This is a genomic window from Streptomyces sp. NBC_01551 (genome assembly GCF_026339935.1).
In the GTDB taxonomy this organism is placed as follows: domain Bacteria; phylum Actinomycetota; class Actinomycetes; order Streptomycetales; family Streptomycetaceae; genus Streptomyces.
Genome location: NZ_JAPEPX010000001.1, coordinates 4,323,077 through 4,347,010, shown reverse-complemented (window position 1 = coordinate 4,347,010; position 23,934 = coordinate 4,323,077). Strand labels below are relative to the sequence as shown.

General features: G+C 72.2%; 25 protein-coding genes. 6 read left to right on the top strand and 19 right to left on the bottom strand.

Annotation, left to right across the window (positions count from 1 at the left end; genetic code table 11):
- Positions 1–61 precede the first annotated feature (61 nt).
- Complete coding sequence (gene dapE / locus OG982_RS19770; RefSeq protein WP_266948983.1) at positions 62–1,141, bottom strand: succinyl-diaminopimelate desuccinylase; 1,080 nt, start codon at positions 1,139–1,141, stop codon at positions 62–64.
- An 87-nt stretch (positions 1,142–1,228) separates the two neighbouring features.
- On the opposite strand from dapE, the gene OG982_RS19765 reads away from it, so the two are divergent.
- Positions 1,229–2,206 carry a hypothetical protein gene (locus OG982_RS19765; protein WP_266784925.1) on the top strand — a complete coding sequence of 326 codons (978 nt, stop codon included), beginning with the start codon at positions 1,229–1,231 and terminating at the stop codon, positions 2,204–2,206.
- Between the two features lie 266 nt (positions 2,207–2,472).
- Positions 2,473–2,847: an ATP-binding protein gene (locus OG982_RS19760; protein ID WP_266784927.1), complete on the top strand. Its 375-nt coding sequence runs from the start codon at positions 2,473–2,475 to the stop codon at positions 2,845–2,847.
- A gap of 99 nt (positions 2,848–2,946) precedes the next feature.
- On the opposite strand, the gene dapC is transcribed toward OG982_RS19760, so the two are convergent.
- Entirely contained in the window at positions 2,947–4,041 is a 1,095-nt protein-coding gene (gene dapC / locus OG982_RS19755; protein WP_266784928.1) for a succinyldiaminopimelate transaminase, read from the bottom strand.
- Positions 4,042–4,159: 118 nt separating this feature from the next.
- Complete coding sequence (gene fdxA / locus OG982_RS19750; RefSeq protein ID WP_030291119.1) at positions 4,160–4,486, bottom strand: ferredoxin; 327 nt, start codon at positions 4,484–4,486, stop codon at positions 4,160–4,162.
- A 117-nt stretch (positions 4,487–4,603) separates the two neighbouring features.
- Here fdxA and OG982_RS19745 point away from each other — a divergent pair, with 117 nt between their 5' ends.
- Complete coding sequence (locus OG982_RS19745; RefSeq protein WP_266784943.1) at positions 4,604–5,596, top strand: N-acetyltransferase; 993 nt, start codon at positions 4,604–4,606, stop codon at positions 5,594–5,596.
- Positions 5,593–6,381, top strand: coding sequence for a transglutaminase-like domain-containing protein (locus OG982_RS19740; protein WP_266784945.1), 789 nt, complete (start codon positions 5,593–5,595; stop codon positions 6,379–6,381). Before OG982_RS19745 ends, OG982_RS19740 begins: the two co-directional genes overlap by 4 nt.
- Positions 6,382–6,511: 130 nt before the next feature.
- Here the strand turns inward: OG982_RS19740 and OG982_RS19735 are convergent, their stop codons facing one another.
- The 5 genes from OG982_RS19735 to OG982_RS19715 form a co-directional block, all read right to left on the bottom strand.
- On the bottom strand, positions 6,512–7,129 hold the full coding sequence (locus OG982_RS19735; RefSeq protein WP_266784947.1) for a response regulator transcription factor: 618 nt from the start codon (positions 7,127–7,129) through the stop codon (positions 6,512–6,514).
- Positions 7,126–8,250 carry a sensor histidine kinase gene (locus OG982_RS19730; protein ID WP_266784949.1) on the bottom strand — a complete coding sequence of 375 codons (1,125 nt, stop codon included), beginning with the start codon at positions 8,248–8,250 and terminating at the stop codon, positions 7,126–7,128. Before OG982_RS19730 ends, OG982_RS19735 begins: the two co-directional genes overlap by 4 nt.
- Entirely contained in the window at positions 8,247–9,002 is a 756-nt protein-coding gene (locus tag OG982_RS19725) for an ABC transporter permease (protein ID WP_266784951.1), read from the bottom strand. The genes OG982_RS19730 and OG982_RS19725 overlap by 4 nt, the downstream gene beginning before the upstream one ends.
- Positions 8,996–9,961 (bottom strand): ABC transporter ATP-binding protein, encoded by a 966-nt coding sequence (locus OG982_RS19720; RefSeq protein ID WP_266948981.1) that lies wholly within the window; start codon positions 9,959–9,961, stop codon positions 8,996–8,998. The genes OG982_RS19725 and OG982_RS19720 overlap by 7 nt, the downstream gene beginning before the upstream one ends.
- A gap of 176 nt (positions 9,962–10,137) precedes the next feature.
- Positions 10,138–11,271 (bottom strand): hypothetical protein, encoded by a 1,134-nt coding sequence (locus tag OG982_RS19715; RefSeq protein WP_266948980.1) that lies wholly within the window; start codon positions 11,269–11,271, stop codon positions 10,138–10,140.
- Between the two features lie 482 nt (positions 11,272–11,753).
- Between OG982_RS19715 and OG982_RS19710 the strand changes: the two genes are divergently transcribed.
- Positions 11,754–12,203, top strand: coding sequence for a hypothetical protein (locus tag OG982_RS19710; protein ID WP_266948979.1), 450 nt, complete (start codon positions 11,754–11,756; stop codon positions 12,201–12,203).
- A 283-nt stretch (positions 12,204–12,486) separates the two neighbouring features.
- Here the strand turns inward: OG982_RS19710 and OG982_RS19705 are convergent, their stop codons facing one another.
- From OG982_RS19705 to OG982_RS19695, 3 genes are all read right to left on the bottom strand, one after another.
- Positions 12,487–12,885: a DUF6113 family protein gene (locus OG982_RS19705; RefSeq protein ID WP_266784957.1), complete on the bottom strand. Its 399-nt coding sequence runs from the start codon at positions 12,883–12,885 to the stop codon at positions 12,487–12,489.
- A complete protein-coding gene (gene mshB, locus OG982_RS19700; RefSeq protein WP_266784959.1) occupies positions 12,882–13,778 on the bottom strand; it encodes an N-acetyl-1-D-myo-inositol-2-amino-2-deoxy-alpha-D-glucopyranoside deacetylase in 897 nt (298 codons plus the stop codon). The genes OG982_RS19705 and mshB overlap by 4 nt, the downstream gene beginning before the upstream one ends.
- A 73-nt stretch (positions 13,779–13,851) precedes the next feature.
- Positions 13,852–14,046 (bottom strand): hypothetical protein, encoded by a 195-nt coding sequence (locus OG982_RS19695; protein WP_008737225.1) that lies wholly within the window; start codon positions 14,044–14,046, stop codon positions 13,852–13,854.
- Positions 14,047–14,379: 333 nt separating this feature from the next.
- On the opposite strand from OG982_RS19695, the gene OG982_RS19690 reads away from it, so the two are divergent.
- A complete protein-coding gene (locus tag OG982_RS19690; RefSeq protein WP_266784964.1) occupies positions 14,380–14,880 on the top strand; it encodes a DinB family protein in 501 nt (166 codons plus the stop codon).
- Positions 14,881–14,885: 5 nt separating this feature from the next.
- On the opposite strand, the gene OG982_RS19685 is transcribed toward OG982_RS19690, so the two are convergent.
- From OG982_RS19685 to OG982_RS19650, 8 genes are all read right to left on the bottom strand, one after another.
- Entirely contained in the window at positions 14,886–16,019 is a 1,134-nt protein-coding gene (locus tag OG982_RS19685) for an ABC transporter ATP-binding protein (RefSeq protein WP_266784966.1), read from the bottom strand.
- Positions 16,012–16,986 (bottom strand): ABC transporter ATP-binding protein, encoded by a 975-nt coding sequence (locus OG982_RS19680; RefSeq protein WP_266784968.1) that lies wholly within the window; start codon positions 16,984–16,986, stop codon positions 16,012–16,014. Before OG982_RS19680 ends, OG982_RS19685 begins: the two co-directional genes overlap by 8 nt.
- Before the next feature lie 12 nt (positions 16,987–16,998).
- Positions 16,999–17,949: an ABC transporter permease gene (locus OG982_RS19675; RefSeq protein WP_266791844.1), complete on the bottom strand. Its 951-nt coding sequence runs from the start codon at positions 17,947–17,949 to the stop codon at positions 16,999–17,001.
- A 112-nt stretch (positions 17,950–18,061) separates the two neighbouring features.
- Positions 18,062–18,985, bottom strand: a complete 924-nt coding sequence (locus tag OG982_RS19670) for an ABC transporter permease (protein WP_266784970.1) — start codon at positions 18,983–18,985, stop codon at positions 18,062–18,064.
- 30 nt (positions 18,986–19,015) lie between these two features.
- The gene (locus OG982_RS19665) at positions 19,016–20,650 is read right to left on the bottom strand and encodes an ABC transporter substrate-binding protein (protein ID WP_266784972.1); all 1,635 of its coding nucleotides are present in this window, start codon (positions 20,648–20,650) and stop codon (positions 19,016–19,018) included.
- Between the two features lie 106 nt (positions 20,651–20,756).
- The gene (locus OG982_RS19660) at positions 20,757–21,695 is read right to left on the bottom strand and encodes an N-acetyltransferase (protein WP_266784974.1); all 939 of its coding nucleotides are present in this window, start codon (positions 21,693–21,695) and stop codon (positions 20,757–20,759) included.
- 128 nt (positions 21,696–21,823) lie between these two features.
- Positions 21,824–22,876, bottom strand: a complete 1,053-nt coding sequence (locus OG982_RS19655; RefSeq protein WP_266784976.1) for an ABC transporter ATP-binding protein — start codon at positions 22,874–22,876, stop codon at positions 21,824–21,826.
- Positions 22,869–23,927: an ABC transporter ATP-binding protein gene (locus tag OG982_RS19650; RefSeq protein WP_266784978.1), complete on the bottom strand. Its 1,059-nt coding sequence runs from the start codon at positions 23,925–23,927 to the stop codon at positions 22,869–22,871. The genes OG982_RS19655 and OG982_RS19650 overlap by 8 nt, the downstream gene beginning before the upstream one ends.
- Positions 23,928–23,934 lie beyond the last annotated feature (7 nt).

Sequence of the window (23,934 nt, the reverse complement as noted above, 5' to 3'; positions counted from 1 at the left end):
GTGCTCCCTCCTGCTGATCGTTGGATCAGGGTAGGCGCACAAAGGTGACGACAAGCGGAATTCAGGAGGTCAGCCAGGCGCGGAGTCGTTCCTCGCAGTGGAGGATGGCCTTCGTCTCGACGCGTTCGTCGACCTTGTGGGCCAGCAGGGCGTCGCCCGGGCCGTAGTTGACCGCCGGGATGCCGAGGGCGCTGAAGCGGGCCACGTCGGTCCAGCCGAACTTCGGCATGGCGCGGCCGCCGACCGCCTCCATGAAGGCCGCGGCCGCCGGGTGGGCAAGGCCGGGGAGGGCGCCGCCGGAGGAGTCGTCGACCACGAACTCCGCGATGTCGCAGTCCGCGAAGACCTCCCGGACGTGGGCCAGGGCCTCCTCCACGCTGCGGTCGGGGGCGTAGCGGAAGTTCACCGTCACGGTGCAGGCGTCGGGGATCACGTTGTTCGCGACGCCGCCCTCGATGCGGACCGCGTTCAGGCCCTCGTGGTACTCCAGGCCGTCGATCACCGGCTTGCGGGGCTCGTAGGCGGCGAGTTTGGCGAGAATCGCGCTCGCCGAGTGGATGGCGTTGGAGCCCATCCAGCTGCGGGCGGAGTGCGCGCGCTCGCCGGCGGTGCGCAGCAGCACGCGCAGGGTGCCCTGGCAGCCGCCCTCGACCTCTCCGTCGGAGGGCTCCAGCAGGACCGCGAAGTCGCCGGTCAGCCAGTCGGGGTGGGCCTCGGCGACCTTGCCCAGGCCGTTGAGGTCGGCGGCGACCTCCTCCTGGTCGTAGAAGACGAAGGTCAGGTCCCGGTTCGGCTCGGGCACGGTCGCGGCGATGCGCAGCTGTACGGCGACGCCGGACTTCATGTCGGTCGTGCCGCAGCCCCACAGGACGTCGTTCTCGTCGAGGCGGGAGGGGAGGTTGTCGGCGATCGGCACGGTGTCGAGGTGGCCGGCGAGGACGACGCGCTCGGCGCGGCCGAGGTGCGTGCGGGCCACGACGTTGTTGCCGTGGCGGTCCACCGTGAGGTGCGGCAGGTCGCGCAGCGCGCTTTCCACGAGGTCGGCGAGTACCTTTTCGTCCCCGCTCACGGAGGGGATGTCGACGAGCCGGGCAGTCAGCTCGGCGGCGTCCAGGGTGAGGTCCAGCTCGGATTCGGACATGGCTCTGACCCTAACGCCCCGGGGTGTGACGAAGCCCTGTACGTCCGGCCGGTGGACGCGCCGGATGGCTCAAGTACGGTGGGCCGCGTGTCTCAGAGCGATCACTCCCGTCAGCGACGTCGCCGGCCGGCCCGCAAGGCCGCCGGCCTGCTCGTACTGCTCGCGCTCGTCGGTTACCTCTCGGTGCAGTACGCGTCGAACGAGGGCGGCGGTGCCCCGCACTGCACTGCCAGCGTGGTCACCGGAGCCGACGAGGCCGGGCAGGGCGGCACCCGCGAGTCGTTCGACATGTCCCCGGAGCAGGCGGCGAACGCGGCGACGATAGCCGCGGTCGGCGTCTCCAAGGGCCTGCCGGACCGGGCGGTGACCATCGCCCTGGCGACCGCGATGCAGGAGTCGGCCCTGCGCAACCTCGACCACGGCGACCGGGATTCGCTCGGCCTGTTCCAGCAGCGGCCCTCCATGGGCTGGGGCACCCCGGACGAGATCAGGGACCCCGTCTACTCGTCGGGCATCTTCTACGACCACCTGGTCAAGGTCCCGGGCTACTCGCGGCTCCCGCTGACCGTGGCCGCGCAGAAGGTGCAGCGCAGCGGCTACCCGCAGGCGTACGCGAAGCACGAGCCGGACGCCATGGTGCTGACGGCGGCCTTCGGCGGCCGGGGCTCCCTGACCTGCGGCGGCCCCGCGCCCACCGAGCCGGGCGACCCGGAGAAGGTGCGGGAGCAACTGGTGCGGATCTTCGGGAAGAAGGTCCTGGCGACCGGCGGTGGCGGTGCGCCCGCCACCACCGCGGACGCGGGCCGGGGCGTCAAGGAGGCGGAGATCAACCTGCCGCTGAAGCCGGAGGGCGACGAGGCCGAGCACCGCCGGGGCAAGGCGCTGGCGCACTGGGCGGTCGCCAACTCGCGCAACCTTGGCATCGCCCGGGTCTCCTACAGCGCGCAGGGCTGGGTCGCCGGTGAGGCCAAGGGCGCCTGGCAGGACAAGGGCGGCGCCGGCGCGTCCGGCGGCGACCCGTACGGCGCGGACGCGAACGAGGTGCGGATCTTCGTGGCCCAGTGAGCCGGGGCGCGCCGCCGCGCGCCACCACGCGCCGCCGCGGGCCGCGTTCACGTGTGCGGGACGTCCCCCACACGGGGGTGACTGGCGCACCGGCCCCACAGTGCCCGCGAGCGGCGGAAACGCCTGGTCGGCGCGCATCCAATGCGGTTGTCGCGGAAGCCGATTAAACGATGCGTTACTGATCCTTTACCCGGGGGGTCCGCAACTTCGCCCGCCCCGACAGCGGTTGTACACGGCGTACTCAGCCGCTACCGCTTAGGAGCATCATGACCCTCCCCCTGACCCGCCGGATCGCCCGCACCGCGCTGCTGCTCGCCGCCGGCGCAGCACCCGTGGTCGGTGCGGCCGGCGCGGCCAGCGCCGCGGGCCTGGACGCCGTGCCGCAGCTGCCGCAGCTGGGCGCGCTCACCGCCCCCGCCGCCGACTCTCCGGCGGGCGAGGCCCTCGGCACCGGCGAGGCCACCGCCGCCGCGGCCACCGACACCGCCACGCAGGTGGCCCCGGTCGCCCCGGGCGAGCTCACCGGCACCGCCGGTTCGCTGCTCGGCGGTCTGCCGGCCGCCGGTCAGGCCACCTCCGGGCTGCCCGCCGCGCCGGAGCTGCCGCTGGGCGGGCTGCCCCTGGGCGGCCTGGGCGGCTGACCACCGCCACGCGCGCACGTACCGAGGGGCCGGGAGTACGAACTCCCGGCCCCTCGGGCTGTCGGCCCCTCGGGCTGTCGTGCGTGGCGCGAGCGCCGGTCAGCCGAGCCGCTTGACGGCCGCCGCGACCCGCTCGTCCGTGGCCGTGAAGGCGACCCGTACGAACCGCTCGCCCGCCTCCCCGTAGAAGTCGCCCGGCGCGACGAGGATGCCGAGCCCGGCGAGGTACGCCACCGTCTCCCAGCAGGGCTCGTCCCGGGTCGCCCACAGGTAGAGGCTGGCCTCGCTGTGCTCGATGCGGAAGCCGTGCGCCTCCAGGGCCCCGCGCAGCGCCGCGCGGCGGGCGGCGTAGCGGCCGCGCTGCTCCTCGACGTGCTCGTCGTCGCCGAGCGCGGCGACGGTGGCCGCCTGCACCGGGGCGGGGGTCATCATGCCGCCGTGCTTGCGGATCTCCAGCAGCTCGCGGAGCACGTCGGCGTCACCGGCGACGAAGGCCGCCCGGTAGCCCGCCAGGTTCGACCGCTTGGAGAGCGAGTGGACGGCGACCAGGCCCTCGTAGGACCCGCCGCAGACCTCGTCGTGGAGGACGGAGACGGGCTCGGCCTCCCAGCCCAGCTCCAGGTAGCACTCGTCGCTGAAGACGAGGATCCCGTGCTCGCGCGCCCAGGCCACGATCCGGATCAGGTCGTCCTTGGGGATGACCTTCCCGGTCGGGTTGGACGGGGAGTTGAGCCAGAGCAGCTTGACGCCGGCCGGGTCGAGCTCGGTCGGGTCGTCGTACACGACCGCCTCGGCGCCGCACAGGCGCGCGCCGACCTCGTACGTCGGGTAGGCGAGCCGCGGGTACGCGACCTTGTCGCCGGCGCCCAGACCCAGCTGGGTCGGCAGCCAGGCCACCAGTTCCTTGGAGCCGACCACCGGCAGCACGTTGCGGTGCCCGGCGGCGCTCGCGCCGAGGCGGCCGCGCAGCCAGCCGGTGATCGCGTCGCGCAGGGCGGCCGTGCCCCACACCGTCGGGTAGCCCGGGGAGTCCGCGGCCTCGACGAGGGCGCGCTGGATCAGCTGCGGCACCGGGTCGACGGGGGTGCCGACCGACAGGTCGACGATGCCGTCCGCGTGGGCCGCCGCCGTCGCCTTGTACGGCTCCAGCTTGTCCCAGGGAAAGGCGGGAAGACGTGCGGAAAGTGCGGCCACGGTGCTCTGCTCTCTCTGGGCTGTGGGATGTACGTACGGGAGCCGGAAACGGCTCGGTCCCGCGCGGCCGAGGGGCCGTACGGGACCGAGGCACGCGAACCGCCAGGGGCGGAGGCCGTCAGTGGCCCTCGCCCATCGGCGGCAGCGCGGCGATGAAGGGGTGGTCGCGCTCGATCAGGCCCAGCTTGGAGGCACCACCGGGCGAACCGAGCTCGTCGAAGAACTCGACGTTCGCCTTGTAGTAGTCCTTCCACTCCTCCGGGGTGTCGTCCTCGTAGAAGATGGCCTCGACCGGGCAGACCGGCTCACAAGCACCACAGTCGACGCACTCGTCCGGGTGGATGTACAAGGACCGCTGGCCCTCGTAGATGCAGTCGACGGGGCACTCTTCGATGCATGCCTTGTCCTTGACGTCGACACAAGGCTCCGCGATGACGTAGGTCACGCTCTCGTTCCTCCTCGGTAGGGCTTTCCATATCGCGCGGGAGCGCGGCGTCGTCGATGCCCGCACCTAGTATCTCCGTTCCCGGGCACGATCCGAACAGGAGGGGCGGACAGAGCTGTGGAAATCACCGCGGGTGGACTGCTGGAGATCCGGATTACCCCCGCTGACGTGGGTAAACGAGTCTCTGTACGACGGGTGGATCTCAAGGGGGACGGCCCCCCGGCGTTCAGTGACGCGGTAGGGGTTCTCACATCCTGGAACGAGGGTGTGCTCGTGATCACACAAAAGAACGCGAAGACGGTCCGGATCGCGGAATCGTCACTGGTGGCGGGCAAGGTCGTGCCCCCGGCACCGGCCCGGCGGCGGGGTCCGGCGGCCTCCTTCGAGGAGCTGGCGCGGGTCACGGCACGGGCCTGGCAGCCGCTGGAGAGCGAGCCGCTGGGCGAGTGGACCCTGCGCGCGGCCGAGGGGTTCACCCGCCGCGCCAACTCCGTACTGCCGCTCGGCGACCCCGGGATACCGCTGGACGAAGCACTCGCGCGAGTGACCGCCTGGTACGCGGAGCGTGGGCTTCCGGTGTACGTGCAGGCCGCGACGGGCGCCGTGGGCACCCAGGAGGCGCTGTGCGCGGAGCTGGAGGAGCGGGGCTGGGTGAACGAGGTCTCCGCGGAGGTCCGCGTCGGGGCGCTGGCGCCGCTGGCGGACGTCCCGGACGCCGTCGACGCGGTGGCGGACGAGGTACGGCTGACCCGGGTCCCGGGCGAGGAGTGGCTGGCCCGGTACGGGAAGGTCGAGAACCCCGAACTGGCGCGGCGAATGCTGGTGGAGGGCCCGTCGGTGTGGTTCGCGACGCTGCCCGGGCGGGCGATCGGGCGGATGGTGGTGGACGGGCGCTGGGCCGGCTTCGGGGCGGTCGAGGTGGACCCGGAGCACCGGCGCGGGGGCCTGGCGACGGCGGTGATGACGGCGCTGGCGCGGCGGGCGCTTCAGGAGGGCGCGTCGGCGGCGTGGCTCCAGGTGGAGACGGACAACGCGGGGGCGCGGGGCCTCTACGACGGGATGGGCTTCGGGACGCACCACATGTACCACCACTTCCGGGCGGCGGCGTGAGTTCCGCGCGGGAGCGGTTCGCGGCGGAGGCCCGGGCGGAGCGGCCCGACCTGTCGGTGCTGTGCCTGCTGCTGGCGGCCGAGGCCGACCCGGACCTGGACGAACGGGCGATGGACTGGGCGCAGATCGAGCTGGACCGGCTGGCGGGGATGGTCCCGTACGGGCTGCGCGGGGCCAGGGCGTGGGCGTCGGCGATGACGGAACTCCTCGGCGGGCGGCTGGGCTTCCACGGCACGCCGGCGGACTACGACCGGCTGTCGTCCTCGCTGCTGCACGAGGTGCTGCGGCGGCGCCGGGGCCTGCCGATCCTCCTGTCGGTCGTCTGGATGGAGGTCGCGCGGCGGGCGGGTGCGCCGGTTTACGGGCTGGGGCTGCCGGGGCACTTCGTGGTGGGCTTCGGGGATCCGGAGGAGGGCGTGACCGTCGACCCCTTCGCGGGCGGCGCCTCGCTGGGCGCGGGGCCGGCGGAGCAGGCGCGGTCGCCGCGCGAGCCGGCCCGCACCCTGGACATCGTCCTGCGCGTCCTGAACAACATCAGGGCGTGGGCCTCGGCCCGCCCCGAGCAGTCGGCGGTGGCCCTCTGGGCCCTCGACCTCTCGCTGCTCCTGCCCTCGCACCCGGCGTCGCTGCGGTACGAGCGGGCGCGGCTGCTGGTGGAACGGGCCGAGTTCACGGCGGGCGCGGCCGAGCTGGAGGCGTACGCGGAGGTCGTCGACGCCATCGACCCCGGCGCCGCGTCCCGCATCCGCGCGGAGGCCACTTCGGCTCGCGCGCTGCTGAACTGAAGCCCCCTGGGGCTCCGCCCCAGGCCGTGCGCCTCACACGCCGGCGACTCCGGCCTCGCCGGCTTTTGAGGCGCTGGGGTCCGGGGCGGAGCCCCCGGCAACGGCGGGGCGGGCGGCGCTACGGCAGGGGCTAGAGCCAGCCCTTGTCGCGGGCCACGCGGATCGCTTCGGCGCGGTTGCGGGCGGCCAGCTTCTGGATCGCCGTCGAGAGGTAGTTCCGGACCGTCCCCGGGGACAGGTGCAGCCGCTGCGCCAGTTCGGCGTTGGTCGCACCGGACTCCGCCGCCCGCAGGACCTCCCGTTCCCGGTCGGTCAGCGGGTTCGCTCCCTCCGCCAGGGCCGCCGCCGCCAGCGTGGGGTCGATGACCCGCTCCCCCGCCATGACCTTGCGCACCGCGTCCGCCAGCTGCGCGGCCGGCGCGTCCTTGACCAGGAACGCCGAGGCTCCCGCCTCCATCGCGCCCCGCAGGTACCCGGGCCGGCCGAAGGTCGTCAGGATCACGATCCCCAGCCCCGGCAGCGCGCCCCGCAGCGCCGCCGCCGCCTCGATGCCCGTCATGCCCGGCATCTCGATGTCCAGCAGCGCCACGTTCACGTCGTGCGCCCGCGCCGCCGCCAGCACCTCGTCGCCCCGCGCGACCTGCGCCACCACCTCGATGTCCGGCTCCAGCCCCAGCAGCGCGGCAAGGGCTTCGCGGACCATGGACTGGTCCTCGGCGAGGAGGATCCGGATGGGTCGCGGCGTCATGATCCCGATCCTAGGGGGACCCGGGCCAGCAGCCGGAAGCCCTTCTTCCCGGCCGGACCGGCCGTCAGCGCGCCGCCGACCGCCTCCAGGCGCTCCGTCAGGCCCGTCAGGCCGTTCCCCGGCACTACCGCCCCTCCCTCGCCGTCGTCCTCCACCGCCAGCTCCGCCACCGGCCCCGCCAGGGTCTGGAGGACCTCCAGCCGGACCCCGCACCGCTGTGCCCCGCTGTGCCGGACCACGTTGGTCACCGCCTCCCGCAGCGACCAGGCGAGCGCCGACTCCACCTCCTTCGGGAGGCCCGTCACCGGCTCCGCCGGGAGGTCCGCGCGCACGCCGGCCGCCGTCAGCGCGGTCCGCGCGCCCGCCAGTTCGCCGGGCAGGGTCGGCCGCCGGTAGCCGCTCACGGCCTCCCGTACGTCGACCATCGCCTGCCGGCTGACCCGCTCGATGTCCGCGACCTGCCGGGCCGCCGCCTCCGGCTGCCCGGGCAGCATGCGGCCCGCCAGCTCGCTCTTCAGCGTGATCAGCGACAGCGAGTGGCCGAGCAGGTCGTGCAGGTCCCGCGCCATCCGCAGGCGCTCCTCGTTCGCCGCGAGCTGCGCCACCGTGGCCCGCGCCTCGCGGAGCTCTCTCGTCGTCCGGATCATCGCCCGGATCCCGACCATCGCGAACCCGCCCATCAGGGCCGGGATCAGCAGCCCGGCCAGGTAGGCGTCGCCGCCGGGCACGGCGAAGGCTGTCAGCGCCAGCAAGGCGGTGGCGCCGGGCACCGTGAAGCGGGAGATCTCCCCCGGCAGCGCGGCGCCGGACGCGATGGACACGTACACGAAGAGGACGAGCCATTCGCGGCCCAGGGCCAGCGACAGGATCGTGGCCTGCGCGGCGAGGACCGCCACCGACAGCAGCACCCGCCGGACGTGGCTCTGCCGCGCGGTGCGGAAGACCAGGATCAGGTACCAGGCGACGAAGGCCGCCAGGCCCAGGGCGCCGAGCAGCACGGCCCCGAGGCTGTGTCCGCCGCGGACCAGGTCGGTGACGGGGGCGCTGAGGTAGAACAGCCACACGCCGATCCACAGCGACTTCACGATCGCCTGGCGGCGGTTCTCGGGTCTCGTCGTCATGCCTTCAGGGAGTCCTTGCGGTACAGCCAGGCGGCGGCACCAGTGAAGAGTACGAAGTACACGGCCAGGATCGCCACGTCCTTGGCGTGCGGCGCACCGCCCAGCTCGATGGCCTGGCCGAGACCGGCGTACGCGTGGGTCGGCAGCCACTCGCAGATGGACCGCAGCCACTGCGGGAACGCGGCGGTGGGCATCCACAGGCCGCCGAGGATCGACAGGCCGAAGTAGAACAGCATCGTGATGGGGCGGACGTTGTCGCCGCTGGCCAGGTAGCCGATGGCGACGCCGAGGGCGGCGAAGACCAGGCTGCCGGCCCAGATGGCGCCGGTGAGGGCGAACCACTGCCAGGCCTCGAACCGTACGTCCTTCACGACGGCGGCGACCGCGAACACCACCACGATCGAGGGCAGCGAGAGCACGCCGGCGCTGGCGGTCTTGGCGAGGACGTAGCCGCGCCCGGGCAGGGCGGTCAGCCGCAGCTGGCGCACCCAGCCCGCCTCGCGCTCCTTGGCGATCCGCTCGCTGTTGCCCATCAGGACGGCGGTCAGGGCGCCGAAGGAGGCCATCGCGACCATGTAGAAGGCGGGCATGGTCAGTTCGGTGCCCATGACCTTCGTGGAGCCGCTCAGGGTGCCGCCGAGCATCAGGAAGAGGGCCGCCGGATAGAGGACGGTGAAGAACAGGTACTTCTTGTTCCGCAGGGCGCGGGTGATTTCGAGCTTGACGAGCTTCGTCGTTCCGGTGTTCAGCATGACGCGTCGGCCTCCTCGGCCTCGGTGAGGGCGATGAAGGCCTGCTCCAGGCCCAGGCCCGCGACCTCCAGGTTGCGGGGGTAGAGCCCCAGGGCGTAGACGGCGTGCACGGTCGCGTCCGCGTCGCTCGACTGGAGCCTGACGGTGTCGCCGTGGCGCTCGTAGACGGTGAGGTGCGGGAGGGCGCGCAGCGCGCTCTCGTCCACCGGGGCGCCCCCGGCGAGGTCGAGGTCGAAGGCGATCCGGCGGGCGCCGGCCTTGGCCTTGATCTCGGCGGCGGTGCCGTCGGCTAGGAGCCGGCCCTTGTTGAGGACGATCACCCGGTCGGCGATCGCGTCCGCCTCCTCCAGGTAGTGGGTGGCGAACAGGACCGTGCGGCCCGAGGCGGCCTGCTCCCGCATGGTGGCCCAGAAGGCCTGGCGGGAGGTGACGTCCATGCCGGTGGTGGGCTCGTCGAGGACGATCAGGTCGCCCCGCCCGGCCGTGGCGAGCGCGAAGCGCACGCGCTGCTCCTGGCCGCCGGAGAGCTTGTTGACCATCCGGCCCGCGATCTCCGCGACTCCGGCGCGGCCGAGCACCTCGTCCACCGGGTACGGGCGCGGGTGCAGGGCGCAGGCGAGGGTGACCAGTTCGCGTACGGTCACCTCCTCCATCAGGCCGCCGGTCTGGAGCATCGCGCCGACCCGGCCGGCGGCGATGGCCTCGCGGGGGGTGGTGCCGAAGAGGCGGACGGTGCCGGTGTCGGCGGGGCGCAGGCCGAGCAGCAGGTCGAGGGTGGAGGACTTGCCGGCTCCGTTGGGGCCGAGGAGGGCGACGGTCTCGCCCGGGTGGAGGGTGAGGGAGAGCCCGTCGACCGCCCGGACGGCGCCGTAGCTCTTGGTCACGTTCTCGAAGGCCACCACGGCGGCGTCTGGGCCGGTGTCCGGGGCGGCGGCGCTCTGCGTCGCGGTCGTCGTCATGCGTCGAGAATCGCCCGTACGGGGGTGCGCGCGGCAGTGTCGCGGGTCGTGAGCTGCGGATGACAGATGTCATGTCCACGAGGTGACACGGCAGGACACGGCACGACACGGCGGAGCCCCCGCCCGGGGGTCCGGGCGGGGGCTCCGCGCAGTGGTTCCGGCGGGGGCCGGCCGGCTCAGCTCGGGTTGGTGTCGATGACGACGGTCCGCTCGGCGACGGTCTTGCCGCGCAGTGCCTTGCCGAGGGCTCCCGCGACGTCCTGCGGGGTGACGGCGGTCTTCTCGCCGGTGCCCCGCGTGATCAGGACGCCGTCGAAGGTGTTCCCGTAGAGCTCCTTGAGCGCTTCGAGGTCGTACTTCTCGACGAGGTGGCCGTCGACGGCCGTCATGCTCAGGATCTTCGGGAGGGACAGCTTCGGCCCGAACGGGACGGACTTGCCGCCGGCCTTGACGATCGCGTTCGACGACATCGCCGGGGTGGCGAAGTCCTTCATGGCCCGGTCGAGTTCCTCCTGGCCGATGACGGGCTCCTTGGTGGTGACCGGGAGCTCGGCCACGGGGGCCTTGCCGGTGGCCACCATGTCCCGGAAGGCCTTGTAGACCAGATCGGCGGAGGCGTCCACGTCGAGGGTGGTGCCGGCCTTGCCGGGGACGGCGACGGCCTTGTTCGGCTCGAACTTGATGGTGCCCTCGGTCGCGGTGCCGACGGAGGCGCCGAGTTCCTGGAGGGCGACCTGGAGCTTCTCGTCGTCCTTGGGCATCACGGGGTCGGCGACGCGCTCGTTGCCGAGGAGCGAGCCGATGACCGTGACGGGGTTGTAGTCGCTGCCCGCCGCGTTGCGGACCGTGGTCTGGGCGTCCAGGGTCAGCCCGGCCTTCTCGGGCTTCAGCTCGACCTGCTTGCCGGCGACGTCGAGCTGGAGCGGCGCCGCGGCCCGGTTGCCGAAGGCCCTCTGGAGCTTGGCTACGGCCTCGTCGCGGCTGCCGCTGATGTCGACGCCGAGGACGGTGGTGCCCTTGGGGACGTCGGAGTGGTTCAGGAGCAGGCCGGCGCCGTAGGCCACGGCGACCAGGCCGATGACGGCGCCGCCGAGCAGGACGACCTTGGAGCGGCCCTTCTTGGCGGGCTTGGCGGCCGGGGCGGCCTTGGCGGCGCCCTTCGTGCCCTTGGCCGCCTTGGCGCCCTGCGGCGCGCCGCCGCCGGCGTGCGGCTCCGGGCCGCGCGGCGGGACGGGCAGCGGGGCCGGGACGGGCGTGGGCGCCGGGGCGTCCATCTCCGGGCCGGGCCAGCGCGGCTCGTCGGCGCGCACGGGCGCGGTGCCGAGGGCGGGACCGCCGGTCGGACCGGCGGGCTCGTAGGCCTCGGTGTAGGCGGGGAACGCCTCGGTGGTGGGCCCGCCGTCGTACGCCGCGAAGTCCTGGCCGACGCCGGGGCCGCCGGGGCCGCCGGTGCCGACGCCCGGGCCGCCGGGCGCGGACGGGTAGCCGGCTCCGGGGCGGGGGCGGTCGGGGCCTGCGCGTAGCCGGCGCCGGGCGCGCCGGGGCGCGGACCCGCGTCGCCGGCCGGGGGAACCCGCCGCCCGCGCCGCTCTGCCCGTAGCCGCCGTCGGGGCGTCCGTCGAAGCCGGGGCCCGCGGGGGCCCCGGGCACGGCCGTACGAGCGTCGGCGCGGGGCGCGTCGTAGCCCGGGCCGCCGGGGTTGCCGGGCCGGGGTCCCGCCTGGTTCGGGTACCCGGCGCTGGCGCCGGGCTGCCGGGTCGGCAGGGCCGCCGAGGGCGGGGGCGGGGTCGGCTTGCGCGGGGCGAACCAGTTGCTGGCCGGCTCTTCGGGCTGGGCCGGGGCCGGTGCGGGCTCCGGAGCCGGGGCCCCGCCGGTCGCGGGCGTCGGCGGCAGCGCGGCCCGGACGGGCGCGGGGCCCGGCTCGGGAGCCGCCTCGACGCGGGTCGGCCGGGGGCGGCCGACCGGCCCCGGCTCGCGCGGGGGCGCGGCGGCGGGCTCGGGCGCGGCGGCGTCCGTGTCCGCGTCGGCCGCGGCCACCGGCTTGCGCACGACGACGGGCGGAATCGGCCGCGAACCCGGGATGTTGATCCGGATCCGGGTCGTCAGGGTGGTCTCGGTCTTCGGCCCGTCGGTGTCGGGCGTGGACGGCTTCGACGTCACAGGGTTCTCCTCCGGGGCGGTCGCCGCAGCGTCCGTGGACGGATACTGGCCGGTTCCATACGGCGGCGTACCCGAGGGGTAAGCGGCTCCACCGCGCCCTTGGGGCCCGGAGGACGAACTGTCAGTTTCACGACTCAAGGCAGGTTCTCCCGGTTGGCTCCGCCGCCCGTCATACCGTGCGCGGGCAGCTCGGCGGCCCGTCCACCATACTGGCCGTCGCCCGCGCGCAATTGACGCCGGGGAATCAGGGGTTCCCCTTCGCCCCCTCCAAGCCCCCCTCGCGCCCCCGCGATACCGGCCCCCGCAGCGCGCCGACCCGTCGTCAACCAGCTGGTACCCGTCCCCGAACGGAGTCCGACGGCCTGTCAGCCGCGCGGCTTCGCGGCCGGAACCGGCCGGTCGGACGGGCCCCGCATCGTGGCACAGATCACAGCCAGCACCGTCCCGCCCAAAAGGTATGTGTACAGGCCGATTCCGGACGAACTGAGCAGGAAGTCCCCTTCGGGGCGCGGGACGCTGAGCAGCACGTACGACAGGAACCAGCCGGCCGCCGCCGCGCCCGTCCCGATGCCGCCGCCGAGGGCGATCCGGCCGCCGAGGAAGAGCCCGAGGAGAGCCGCGAGGGCGAGCAGCAGCCCGCCCGGGAACCAGAGGTCCAGCACGAGCCAGCCGGCCGCGCCGACCACCACGCCGGCGACCAGCAGGCCGAGGCAGGCGGCGATCCGGGCGGGAGTCAGCCCGCCGCCCGCCATCCCGCCCGTCATACCGGCAGCCCCGCGAACAGGTCGCGCTCGCGCTCGCCGGGCCGGGCGCCCGACTCGCCCGCGACCAACTCGTAGTACTCGGTGGCGAACAGGGGCTGCGCCAGGTCGTTCGACAGGGCGAAGAAGGGGCCGTCCACGACGATCTGGGTGGCGTGCGCCCGCATCGCGGCCGCCTTCGCCGCCACGCACGCCTCGTCGGCCTCGATCTCGGCGGTGATGCGCCGGTCGGCGACCACCCCTGGCACGTCCTCGGGCGAGCCGGGCTTCGGGAAGCCGTTCATGCCGCCGGCCGCGCGCAGCTCGGCGAAGGCGTCGTCGACCACCGAGCGCGGCACCCGGTTCCAGTAGACCTTCGGGATCTGGAACGGGTCGCCGAGGTCGCGCCGGTACGACGCCTCCTCGGCCAGTTCGGCGGCACGGACGGCGACGCGGTGGGCCTGGATGTGGTCGGGGTGCCCGTACCCGCCGTTCGGGTCGTAGGTGACGAGCACCTGCGGGCGCAGCTCCCGGATCACCTCGACGAGGTACGCGGCGGCCTCGTCGAGGTCGGCGGACCAGAAGGCGCCGGGGCGGCGGTTCTGCTCGGTGCCCATCATCCCGGAGTCCCGGTAGCGGCCGGGGCCGCCGAGGAACCGGTGGTCGGTGACGCCGAGTTCGGCCATGGCGGCGGCGAGCTCGTCGATCCGGTGGTCGCCGAGGATGTCGTCGCGGTCGGCCGCCAGGTGGGCGAGGCCGGGCGGGATGATCTCGCCCTCCTCGCCGAGGGTGCAGGTCACCAGCGTGACGTGGGCGCCTTCGGCCGCGTACTTGGCCATGGTGACGCCGTTGTTGATCGACTCGTCGTCCGGGTGCGCGTGCACGAGGAGCAGACGACGGGCGGGAAGACCGTTCATGGGGTCAGCGTAGAGGGTGACCCCCCGAAGCGGCCGGACCGGCTGCCGACCCGGCCCGACCGGCGGTGCTTCGCTAGAACTTGAGGCCGCTGATCATCCCTGCCACGTTGGTGGTCAGCTGGCTGAGGGTCGGCGCGATGGAGGAGCTCGCGAGGTAGAAGCCGAGCAGCACGCAGACGCACGCGTGCCCCGCCTTCAGTCCCGACCTGCGCACCAGCAGGAAGACGATGATCGCCAGCAGCACCACGGCAGAGATCGATAGTGCCACGGCGTTTCACCTCCACGTAGAGCGGACATCGGTACGCGTACTCGTGCTCGGCGAACTCATACCCACCGTGCGCTACCGATCATAACTTTCCGTACCAGCGCATCGATCGAAATCCGGCAGCACGGGGGGCGCATGGCGCGCATATTCAGGAGCACGCAGAGGCCGGCCGGGGGGCTCGTTCACCCCCCGGCCGGCTGTCGGCACCCGCACGGCCGCACGTCAGCCAGGCTGCATCGGCCGGATCTCGGGACAGAAACGGGCAAGTTGCCGCCGTGTAAACGGAGTTACTGTGGTGACGGCAGTGTTCGTACGGTTTTCCGGGGGTGGCGAGAAATGAGCGATTGGCAGGGGCTGGCGCTGCGGATGTTCCGGCAGGTACGGGACGAACTCACCGCGGCGGTGACGGCCGGAGCCCTCGACCGGCCCTCGCGGCCGGACGCGAACAGCGCGGCGTGGCTGGTCTGGCACATCGCGCGCGGCCAGGACCGGAACCTGTCCGAGATCGCCGGACTCCCCCAGGTGTACGTGGAGCAGGGCTGGGCAACGCGGTTCGGCCGCCCGGCGGACCCCTCGGACACCGGCTACGGGCACACCCCCGCCCAAGCCTCCGCCTTCCGGGGCGCCGGCGCCCCGGGCGCGGCGGAGCTGCTGGGCTACCTGGACGCCGTACACGAGCGCGTGGAGCGCTGCCTGACGGCGGCCCCGGCCGGGGACCTGGCCCGGATCGCCCCGAGCCCCACGCTCGGCACCGCCGAGACCGTCGAGGCCCGGCTGGCCGCCCAGTTGGCGGACTCCCTGGCCCACCTGGGGCAGTTGGGGACCCTGGCGCCCTGACCCGGCTACTCCTTCGACGGCGGGCCCGGCGGTGGGGACGGTGGTGGGGGGAGGTCGCCCGGCGCCGGGACCACCTGCTTCTCGGCCGCGAAGTGACAGGCCGACGGGTGGGCGGCGGGGTGGGCGGCGGCCTGGTCGACGGGGTGGTCGACGGGGTGGTCGGCGGGGTCGCCCGCCGGGGCGGTGCGGAAGGCCTCCGGGACCGCCAGCAGCGGCACCTCCCGCGCGCACCGCTCCTGGGCCTTCCAGCAGCGCGTGCGGAACGGGCACCCCGAGGGCGGGTTGGCCGGCGAGGGCACGTCCCCGGAGAGGATGATCCGCTCGCGGTGGGCGCGCGCCCGCGGGTCCGGGACGGGCACGGCCGAGAGCAGGGCCTGCGTGTACGGGTGGGTGGGGTGGTCGTAGATCTCGGCGTCGGAGCCGATCTCCACCACCCGGCCGAGGTACATGACGCCCACCCGGTCGGAGATGTGCCGCACGATCGAGAGGTCGTGCGCGATGAACACGTAGGACAGGCTGAACTCGCTCTGCAACCGCGCCAGCAGGTTGATGACCTGGGCCTGGACGGAGACGTCCAGCGCGGAGACCGGCTCGTCCGCGACGATGATCTCCGGCCGGAGCGCCAGGCCGCGGGCGATGCCGATGCGCTGGCGCTGGCCGCCGGAGAACTGGTGCGGGTACCGGTTGATGTACTCCGGGTTCAGGCCGACCACGTCCAGGAGCTCCTGGACCTTGCGGCGCCGCTCGCCCTTGGGCGCCACCTCGGGGTGGATGTCGTAGGGCTCGCCGATGATGTCGCCGACCGTCATGCGCGGGTTCAGCGAGGTGTACGGGTCCTGGAACACCATCTGGATGTTGCGCCGGACGGCCTTCAGGGCGCGCCCGGACAGCTTGGTGATGTCCTCGCCCTTGTACGCGATCGCGCCGGAGGTCGGGCGTTCCAGGTTGACCAGCATCTTCGCGACCGTGGACTTGCCGCAGCCGGACTCCCCGACGATGCCCAGGGTTTCGCCGGCCCGCAGGTCGAAGGAGACGCCGTCCACCGCCTTGACCGCGCCGATCTGCTTGCGGAAGAGGATGCCCTGGGTCAGCGGGTAGTGCTTGACCAGGTCGCGCACTTCGAGGATCGACTCAGGCACCGAGGCACTCCTTCCAGAAGAAGCAGGCGCTGGCGCGGTCCGGGGCGACGTCCGCCAGCGGCGGCACCTCGGCCCGGCAGGCGGCCCGGGCCATCGGGCAGCGCGGGTTGAAGGCGCAGCCGGGCGGGATGGCGAGGAGGTTGGGAGGCAGCCCCTTGATCGCGTAGAGCTCCTGGCCCTTCTGGTCCAGGCGCGGGATCGAGTCGAGCAGGCCGCGGGTGTACGGGTGGGCGGGCGCCGCGTAGATCTCGTGGACGGGGGCCGACTCGACGATCCGGCCCGCGTACATGACGGCGATCTTGTCCGCGACGTCGGCGACGACACCGAGGTCGTGGGTGATCAGGATCAGCCCCATGTTCAGTTCGCGCTGGAGTTCCGCGAGCAGGTCCATGACCTGGGCCTGCACGGTGACGTCCAGCGCGGTCGTGGGCTCGTCGGCGATGATCAGGGAGGGCTCCAGGGCCAGCGCCATGGCGATCATGATGCGCTGGCGCATACCGCCCGAGAACTGGTGCGGGTAGTCCCCCACCCGTTCCCTGGCCGCCGGGATCTTGACCCGTTCCATCAGCTCGACGGCCTTGGCCTTGGCGTCCTTGCGGGACATGCCGCGGTGCACCTCGTACATCTCGCCGAGCTGCGAGCCGACGCTGAGCACGGGGTTCAGCGAGGACAGCGCGTCCTGGAAGATCATGGCCATGTCCGCGCCGCGGATCTTGCGGCGCTCGTCCTCCTTCATCTTCAGGAGGTCCTTGCCCTTGAACAGGATCTCGCCGCCCGCGACCCGGCCCGGCGGCGTGTCGAGGATGCCCATCACCGCCTGGGCGGTCACCGATTTGCCGGAGCCGGACTCGCCGAGCACGGCGAGGGTCTCGCCCTCGTCCACCGAGTAGGTGACGCCGTTGACGGCCTTGGCGACCCCGTCCCGCGTACGGAACTCCACGTGGAGGTCGCGGACTTCGAGCAGCATGGTGCCCACTCCTCAGCGCAGCTTGGGGTCGAGGGCGTCGCGCACCGCGTCGCCGAGCATGATGAAGGCGAGCACGGTGATGCTGAGCGCGCCGGCCGGCCAGAGCAGCATGTGCGGGGCGTTGCGGATCTGCGAGGCGGCGTTGGAGATGTCGATGCCCCAGGAGACGGTCGGCGGGCGCAGGCCGACGCCGAGGAAGGACAGGGTGGCTTCCAGGGCGATGTACGTGCCCAGGGCGATGGTGGCGACGACGATGACGGGCGCGACGGCGTTCGGGGCGACGTGGCGCAGCAGCATCCGGCCGTTGGAGGCGCCGAGGGCCCGGGCCGCCTGGACGTAGTCGTTCTGTTTGGCGGTGATGACCGAGCCGCGGGCGATGCGGGCGAGCTGCGGCCAGCCGAGCAGCACGATGAAGCCGACCACCGGCCAGACGGTGGTGCTGGTGACGACGGACAGGAAGACGAGGCCGCCGAGGACGACGGGGATGCCGAAGAAGATGTCGGCGACCCGGGAGAGCAGCGAGTCGCCCCAGCCGCCGAAGAACCCGGCGAGCCCGCCGAGGGCCGATCCGAGCAGGGCGGCGCCGACGGTGGCGCAGATGCCGACGGTGATGGAGGCGCGGGCTCCGTAGACGGTGCGGGTGTACACGTCGCAGCCCTGGGTGTCGTAGCCGAAGGGGTGGCCGGGCGCGGCGCCCTGCTGGGACTTGGACAGGTCGCACTGGAGGGGGTCGCCGCTCGCGATGAGCTGCGGCCAGATCGAGATGACCACGAGGAAGAGGATGACCAGCGAGGCGATGACGAAGACGGGGTTGCGGCGCAGCTGGTGCCAGGCGTCGGACCACAGGGAGCGCGGCTTCTCCTGGGACCCCGGCCCGGTGGGGGCGTCGCCCAGGGCCCGTCCGCCGGAGGCGGCTGATGCACTCTGTTCCAGGCTTTCGGCCTCGTCCAGTGCGAGATCCATGGGACCGCCCTGGCCGGTGGGGGCGATGGCTTCCCCCTTTCCGGGTTGGAGCGGGTCGTAGGCGGGGGGCTCGGGCTGCTCGGCCCCCTCGGGAACCTGCGGTCGCTCGGGCTCAGGCATAACGGATCCTCGGGTCCAGGACCGCGTAGAGCAGGTCGACGAGCAGGTTCGCCACCAGGAAGACGATGACGAGGATGGTCACGAAGCCGACGACCGTCGGGGAGTTGTTGCGCAGGATGCCCTGGTAGAGCTGGTAGCCGACGCCGTGGATGTTGAAGATCCGCTCGGTGACGATGGCGCCGCCCATCAGCGCGCCGATGTCGGTGCCGATGAAGGTGACGACGGGGATGAGGGAGTTGCGCAGCAGGTGCCGGGTGATGACCCGGCGGCGCGGCAGGCCCTTGGCGGTGGCGGTGCGGACGTAGTCGGCCTTGACGTTCTCGGCGATCGAGGTGCGCGAGAGCCGGGTGACGTAGGCGAGGGAGACCAGGGCGAGCACGATGCCGGGCAGGATCAGCTCGTTGAAGGGGGCGTCCGGGGAGACGGTGGGTCTGACCCAGCCCCATTTGACGCCGAAGAGGTACTGGAGCAGGTAGCCCGTCACGAAGGTCGGCACGGAGATGACGACGAGGGTGAGCACCAGCACGGACGTGTCGACGGACTTGCCGCGGCGCAGGCCGCTGATCACGCCGAGGGTGATGCCGATGACGATCTCGAAGAAGATCGCGACGATGGTCAGGCGCAGGGTGACGGGGAAGGCCGAGGCCATCAGCTCGGTGACGGGCTGGCCGTTGAAGGCGGTGCCGAAGTCGCCCTGGAAGATCTGGCCCATGTAGTGGAGGTACTGCTTCCACAAGGGCTGGTCGAGGTAGAGGTCCTTGCGGATGCGCGCGGCGGTGGCCGGGTCGGGGGCCTTGTCGCCGAAGAGGGCCGCGACGGGGTCGCCGAGCGCGTACACCATGAAGAAGATCAGGAACGTGCTGCCGATGAACACCGGGATCATCTGGAGCAGCCGCCGGATCACATAACGTCCCATGGACTGCTCCAGGATCGATCCGACGGAGGGTCAGCTGACCTTGATTTCGTTGTAGACCGGCACGCTGAACTGGTTGAGCGCGACGTCGGTGAGGCGTTCGGCGTATCCGGCGCTGCCGTTCTGGTACCAGAGCGGGATGGCCGGCATCTGCTCGGCGAGGATCTTCTCGGCGTCCTGGAACTTCGTGATCGCCTTGGCGGCGTCGCTCTCCTGGTTGGCCTCGTCGACGAGCTTGTCGAAGTCGGGGTTGCTGAACTTCCCGTAGTTGGAGGAGGCGCCCGTGTAGTAGAGCGGCTGGAGGAAGTTCTGGATGAGCGGGTAGTCGGCCTGCCAGCCGGAGCGGAAGGGGCCGGTCAGCTTGAAGGCGCTCTGCTGGTTGCGGAAGTCGGCGAAGGTGCCGACCGGGTTGACCGTGCAGACCGGGCCCTCGCCGAGGGCGTTGTTGATGCTGTTGCAGACGGCGTCCATCCAGTCGCGGTGCGAGCCGGTGTCGACGTTCGAGGTCAGCGTCATCTTGCCGCCGGGGAGTCCGCCGCCCTCCTGGATGAGCTTCTTGGCCTCGGCCGGGTCGTACTTGCAGGCGTCGCCGCACAGGGTGGCGCTGAAGCCGCCCTTCTCGCCGAGGGCCGGGGAGGTCCAGTCCTTGGCGGGGGTGCGGGTCTCGCGGAAGATCTGCCGGGTGATCTCGTCGCGGTTGATGGCCATCGAGATGCCGCGGCGGACCTTCTCCATGCCCTCCTTGCCCCACTGGGCGTCGTAGAGCGGGAAGGTGAGGGTCTGGATGATCAGGGCCGGCTGGTTGATGTACCGGTCGCCGAGGTCGTTCTTGACGTTCTTGAGCTGCTGCGCGGGAACGTCGTCGACGAGGTCGAGGTTCCCGGAGATCAGGTCGGTGTAGGCGGTGTTGTTGTCGGTGTAGACCTTGAGGTCGACGCCGCTGTTCTGCGCCTTGTCCGGGCCCGGGTAGGCAGCCCACGTGCGCAGCTTCATGCCGGTGCCCTTGGTGTACGAGTCCACCGTGTACGGGCCGTTGCCGATCGGCTTGTTCAGCCAGCCGGCGTGGTCGGTGAAGAAGGCCTTGGGCAGCGGGGAGAAGGCCTGGTAGCCGAGGGTCTCGGGCCAGGTGGAGAACTTGTTCTTCAGGGCGACCGTGAAGGTCTTGGGGTCCTTGACGACCAGTCCGGACATCGTCTTGGCCTTGGGCTCGCCGGAGGCGGGGTGCACGTCCGCGTAGCCGACGATGTCGGAGAAGAACGGCGCGTTGTTCTGCTTGTTGCGCACGTCCGCGCCGTAGTTCCAGGCGTCCACGAAGGACTGGGCGGTGACCGGCTCGTCGTTGCTGAACTTCCAGCCGTCCTTCAGCGTGACGGTGAAGTTCTGGCTGTCGGTCGTCGCGATCTTCTCGGCGACCATGTCGAGGGCCTCGCCCGTCTTCGGGTCGTACCGCTTCAGGCCCCGGAAGAGCATGTCGAGGACCTTGCCGCCCTGGACCTCGTTGGTGTTGGCGGGCTCCAGCGGGTTCTGCGGGTCACCCCACGAGGAACTGACGACCCCCGCACCCTCGCCACCGCCTCCGTCGCCGTCGCTGCCGCCGCCGCAGGCCGTCGCCGCGAGGGCGACGGCCACCGCACATGCGGCCCACTGGGCGTGGGTGGCTCCGCGCATGGAGTGCCTCCTATGGCTCCCAAGACTCACTTGGGGCCCATGTCACCCTATGTGGGGCCCTGAGCACTCCCGGTTCGGCCGATTGCACCCTCGCGTCTCGTGCCTGTCACCCCTGCGGGTGCAAAGCCAGCTCCCAGGTGTCGACCGCGTAGTGCAGGCCCATGCCGTGCGCCTCGTAGAGCCCGAGCGCGCCGGTCTCGTTGTGGACGTCCACGCCCAGGCCGACGGTGTCCCGGCCGCGCGCCGCGTAGGCGGCGAAGCCGTGGCGCAGCAGGAAACCGCCGATACCGCGGCCGCGCAGGTCCTCCCGTACGCCGATGTGGCTGATCCAACCCATGCTGGTGCGGTCGTCGCGGGTGAGCAGGACGGCCGCGTCGCCGTGGCCGGGCAGCTGGGCGATCCAGACCAGGGACCAGTCGAGGTCGCGGGCGTCGAGGTGGTCGAGCCAGGGTTCGTACGCGCGCTCCACATGGCCGAAGTGGGCGGCGAAGGTCTCCTCGACGAGGGCGTGGGCCCTGCGCCGGTCGGCCTCGTCGGCGGCGCAGTGGCGCAGGGTGAGGCCCTGGGGCGGCGCCGGCGCGAGGTCCGCCGCCGGATCCAGCGCCCGTGTCATCACCTGGTAGCGGCGCACGGTGCGGTAGCCGCGGCGCGTGAGGAGGGCGAGGTCGAGGGTGGGCTTCACGTTGAGCTGGAGCCGCAGCACACTTCGCTCGGCGGCGCCTCCCATGGCGCGCGCCCGGACCGCCATCCGGTCCAACAGTGCGGCGGCGGCTTCCGGGTGGCCGGGCAGGACGTAGTGGTCGCAGTCGACGCGGCCGGGTCCGGAGTCCGCCCAGACCAGGGCGTAGGCCACCAGCCGACCGCGCTGGAAGGCGAGCCAGGAGTCGGTGGCGAGGTTGACGTCGGGGTGGTGGAGGTCGGCCTCGACGGTGCCGAGGTCGGTCTCCGGTCTGCCGATCTCGACGATGTCGACGGCGTTGAGCAGGGCGCAGATGTCGGCCGCGTCCCCGGGCCCGGCGGGCCGGACGGTGAGCATGTCGGTCATCGGCCCACTCTCGGCCCGGCCGCGCTGCGGCCGCAACCGCCTTTGCGCGAACGCCCTTCGACGCACGGACGCCCGGGACCGGATGATTCCGGTCCCGGGCGTCCGGGAGTGCGTACCGCGGTGCGGGATCAGACGGCCAGGATGGCCTTCTCCTCCGCGAAGTGGCAGGCCGACTCGTGCGCGGCCGGGGTGTTCACACCCTGGAAGCGCGTCGGGATCGCCAGCAGCGGCTCCTCCGTGGAGCAGCGCTCCTCGGCCTTCCAGCAGCGGGTGCGGAAGCGGCAGCCCGACGGCGGGTTGGCCGGCGAGGGGACGTCACCGGTGAGGATGATCCGCTCGCGGCCCTCGCGGGCGCCCGGGTCCGGGACCGGGACGGCCGACAGCAGCGCCTGGGTGTAGGGGTGCGTCGGGTGCTCGTAGATCTCGGCGTCGGTGCCGATCTCGGCCATCTTCCCGAGGTACATGACGCCCACGCGGTCCGAGATGTGCCGGACGATCGAGAGGTCGTGCGCGATGAAGACGTAGGACAGGTTGAACTCGTCCTGGAGCTTCTCCATCAGGTTGATGACCTGGGCCTGCACCGACACGTCGAGCGCGGAGACCGGCTCGTCGCAGATGATGATCTCCGGGTTGAGCGCGAGGCCGCGGGCGATGCCGATGCGCTGGCGCTGGCCGCCGGAGAACTGGTGCGGGTACCGGTTGATGTACTCCGGGTTCAGGCCCACGACGTCCAGGAGCTCCTGGACCTTGCGGCGCCGGTCGCCCTTCGGGGCCACCTCGGGGTGGATCTCGAAGGGCTCGCCGATGATGTCGCCGACCGTCATGCGCGGGTTCAGCGAGGTGTACGGGTCCTGGAACACCATCTGGATGTTGCGCCGGACGGCCTTCAGGGCGCGGCCGGACAGCTTGGTGATGTCCTGGCCCTTGTAGAAGACCTCGCCGGCGGTGGCCTTCTCCAGGCTCATCAGCAGCTTGGCGACGGTGGACTTGCCACAGCCGGACTCGCCGACGATGCCGAGGGTCTCGCCCTGGTAGAGGTCGAAGGAGACCCCGTCGACGGCCTTGACGGCGCCGACCTGCTTCTTGAACAGGATGCCCTGGGTCAGCGGGAAGTGCTTGACCAGGTTGCGCACCTGGAGGATCGGCTCGCGCTCGGTGGCGTTCTTGGTGAGCTCAGCCATGGAGCTGCTCCTTCCAGAAGTGGCACGCGCTGCCGCGGCCCGGCAGCTCGGTGCCGTCCTGCTCGGTGACCGGGTGCAGGACCGGCACGTCGGTGCGGCAGATGTCCTGGGCCTTCGGGCAGCGCGGGTTGAAGGCGCAACCGGTCGGGATGTTCAGCAGGTTGGGCGGCAGGCCCTTGATCGCGTAGAGCTCCTGGCCCTTCTGGTCCAGACGCGGGATCGAGTCGAGCAGGCCGCGGGTGTACGGGTGCGCCGGGCGGGCGTAGATCTCGTGGACCGGGGCGTTCTCGACGATCCGGCCGCCGTACATGACGGCGATCTTGTCCGCGACGTCGGCGACGACGCCGAGGTCGTGGGTGATCAGGATCAGGCCCATGTTCATCTCGCGCTGGAGCTCCGCGAGCAGGTCCATGACCTGGGCCTGGACCGTCACGTCGAGAGCCGTGGTGGGCTCGTCGGCGATGATCAGGTCGGGCTCCAGGGCCATCGCCATGGCGATCATGATGCGCTGGCGCATACCGCCGGAGAACTGGTGCGGGTAGTCGCCCACGCGCGCCTTGGCGGCGGGGATCTTCACGCGGTCCATGAGCTCGACGGCCTTGGCCGTGGCGTCCTTCTTGGACATGCCGCGGTGGACGCGGAACATCTCGCCGAGCTGGGCGCCGACGGTGTGCACCGGGTTCAGCGAGGAGAGCGCGTCCTGGAAGATCATCGCGATCTTCGAGCCGCGGATCTTGCGGTACTCCTCGGCCGGGAGCTTGAGCAGGTCCGTGCCCTGGAAGAGGATCTCGCCGCCCGCGATCTTGCCGGGGGGCATGTCCAGGATGCCCATGATGGCCTGCGCCGTCACGGACTTGCCGGAGCCGGACTCGCCGAGCACGGCGAGGGTCTCGCCGGCGTTCACGGAGTACGAGACACCGTTGACGGCCTTGGCGACACCGTCGCGGGTGTGGAACTCGACGTGCAGGTCGCGCACTTCGAGCAGGGGGGTGGTGCCCTCCGGCGCCGAACGGGGCGCGGGGACGTTCGAGGTCTTGTCGATGATGGTCAACGTACGC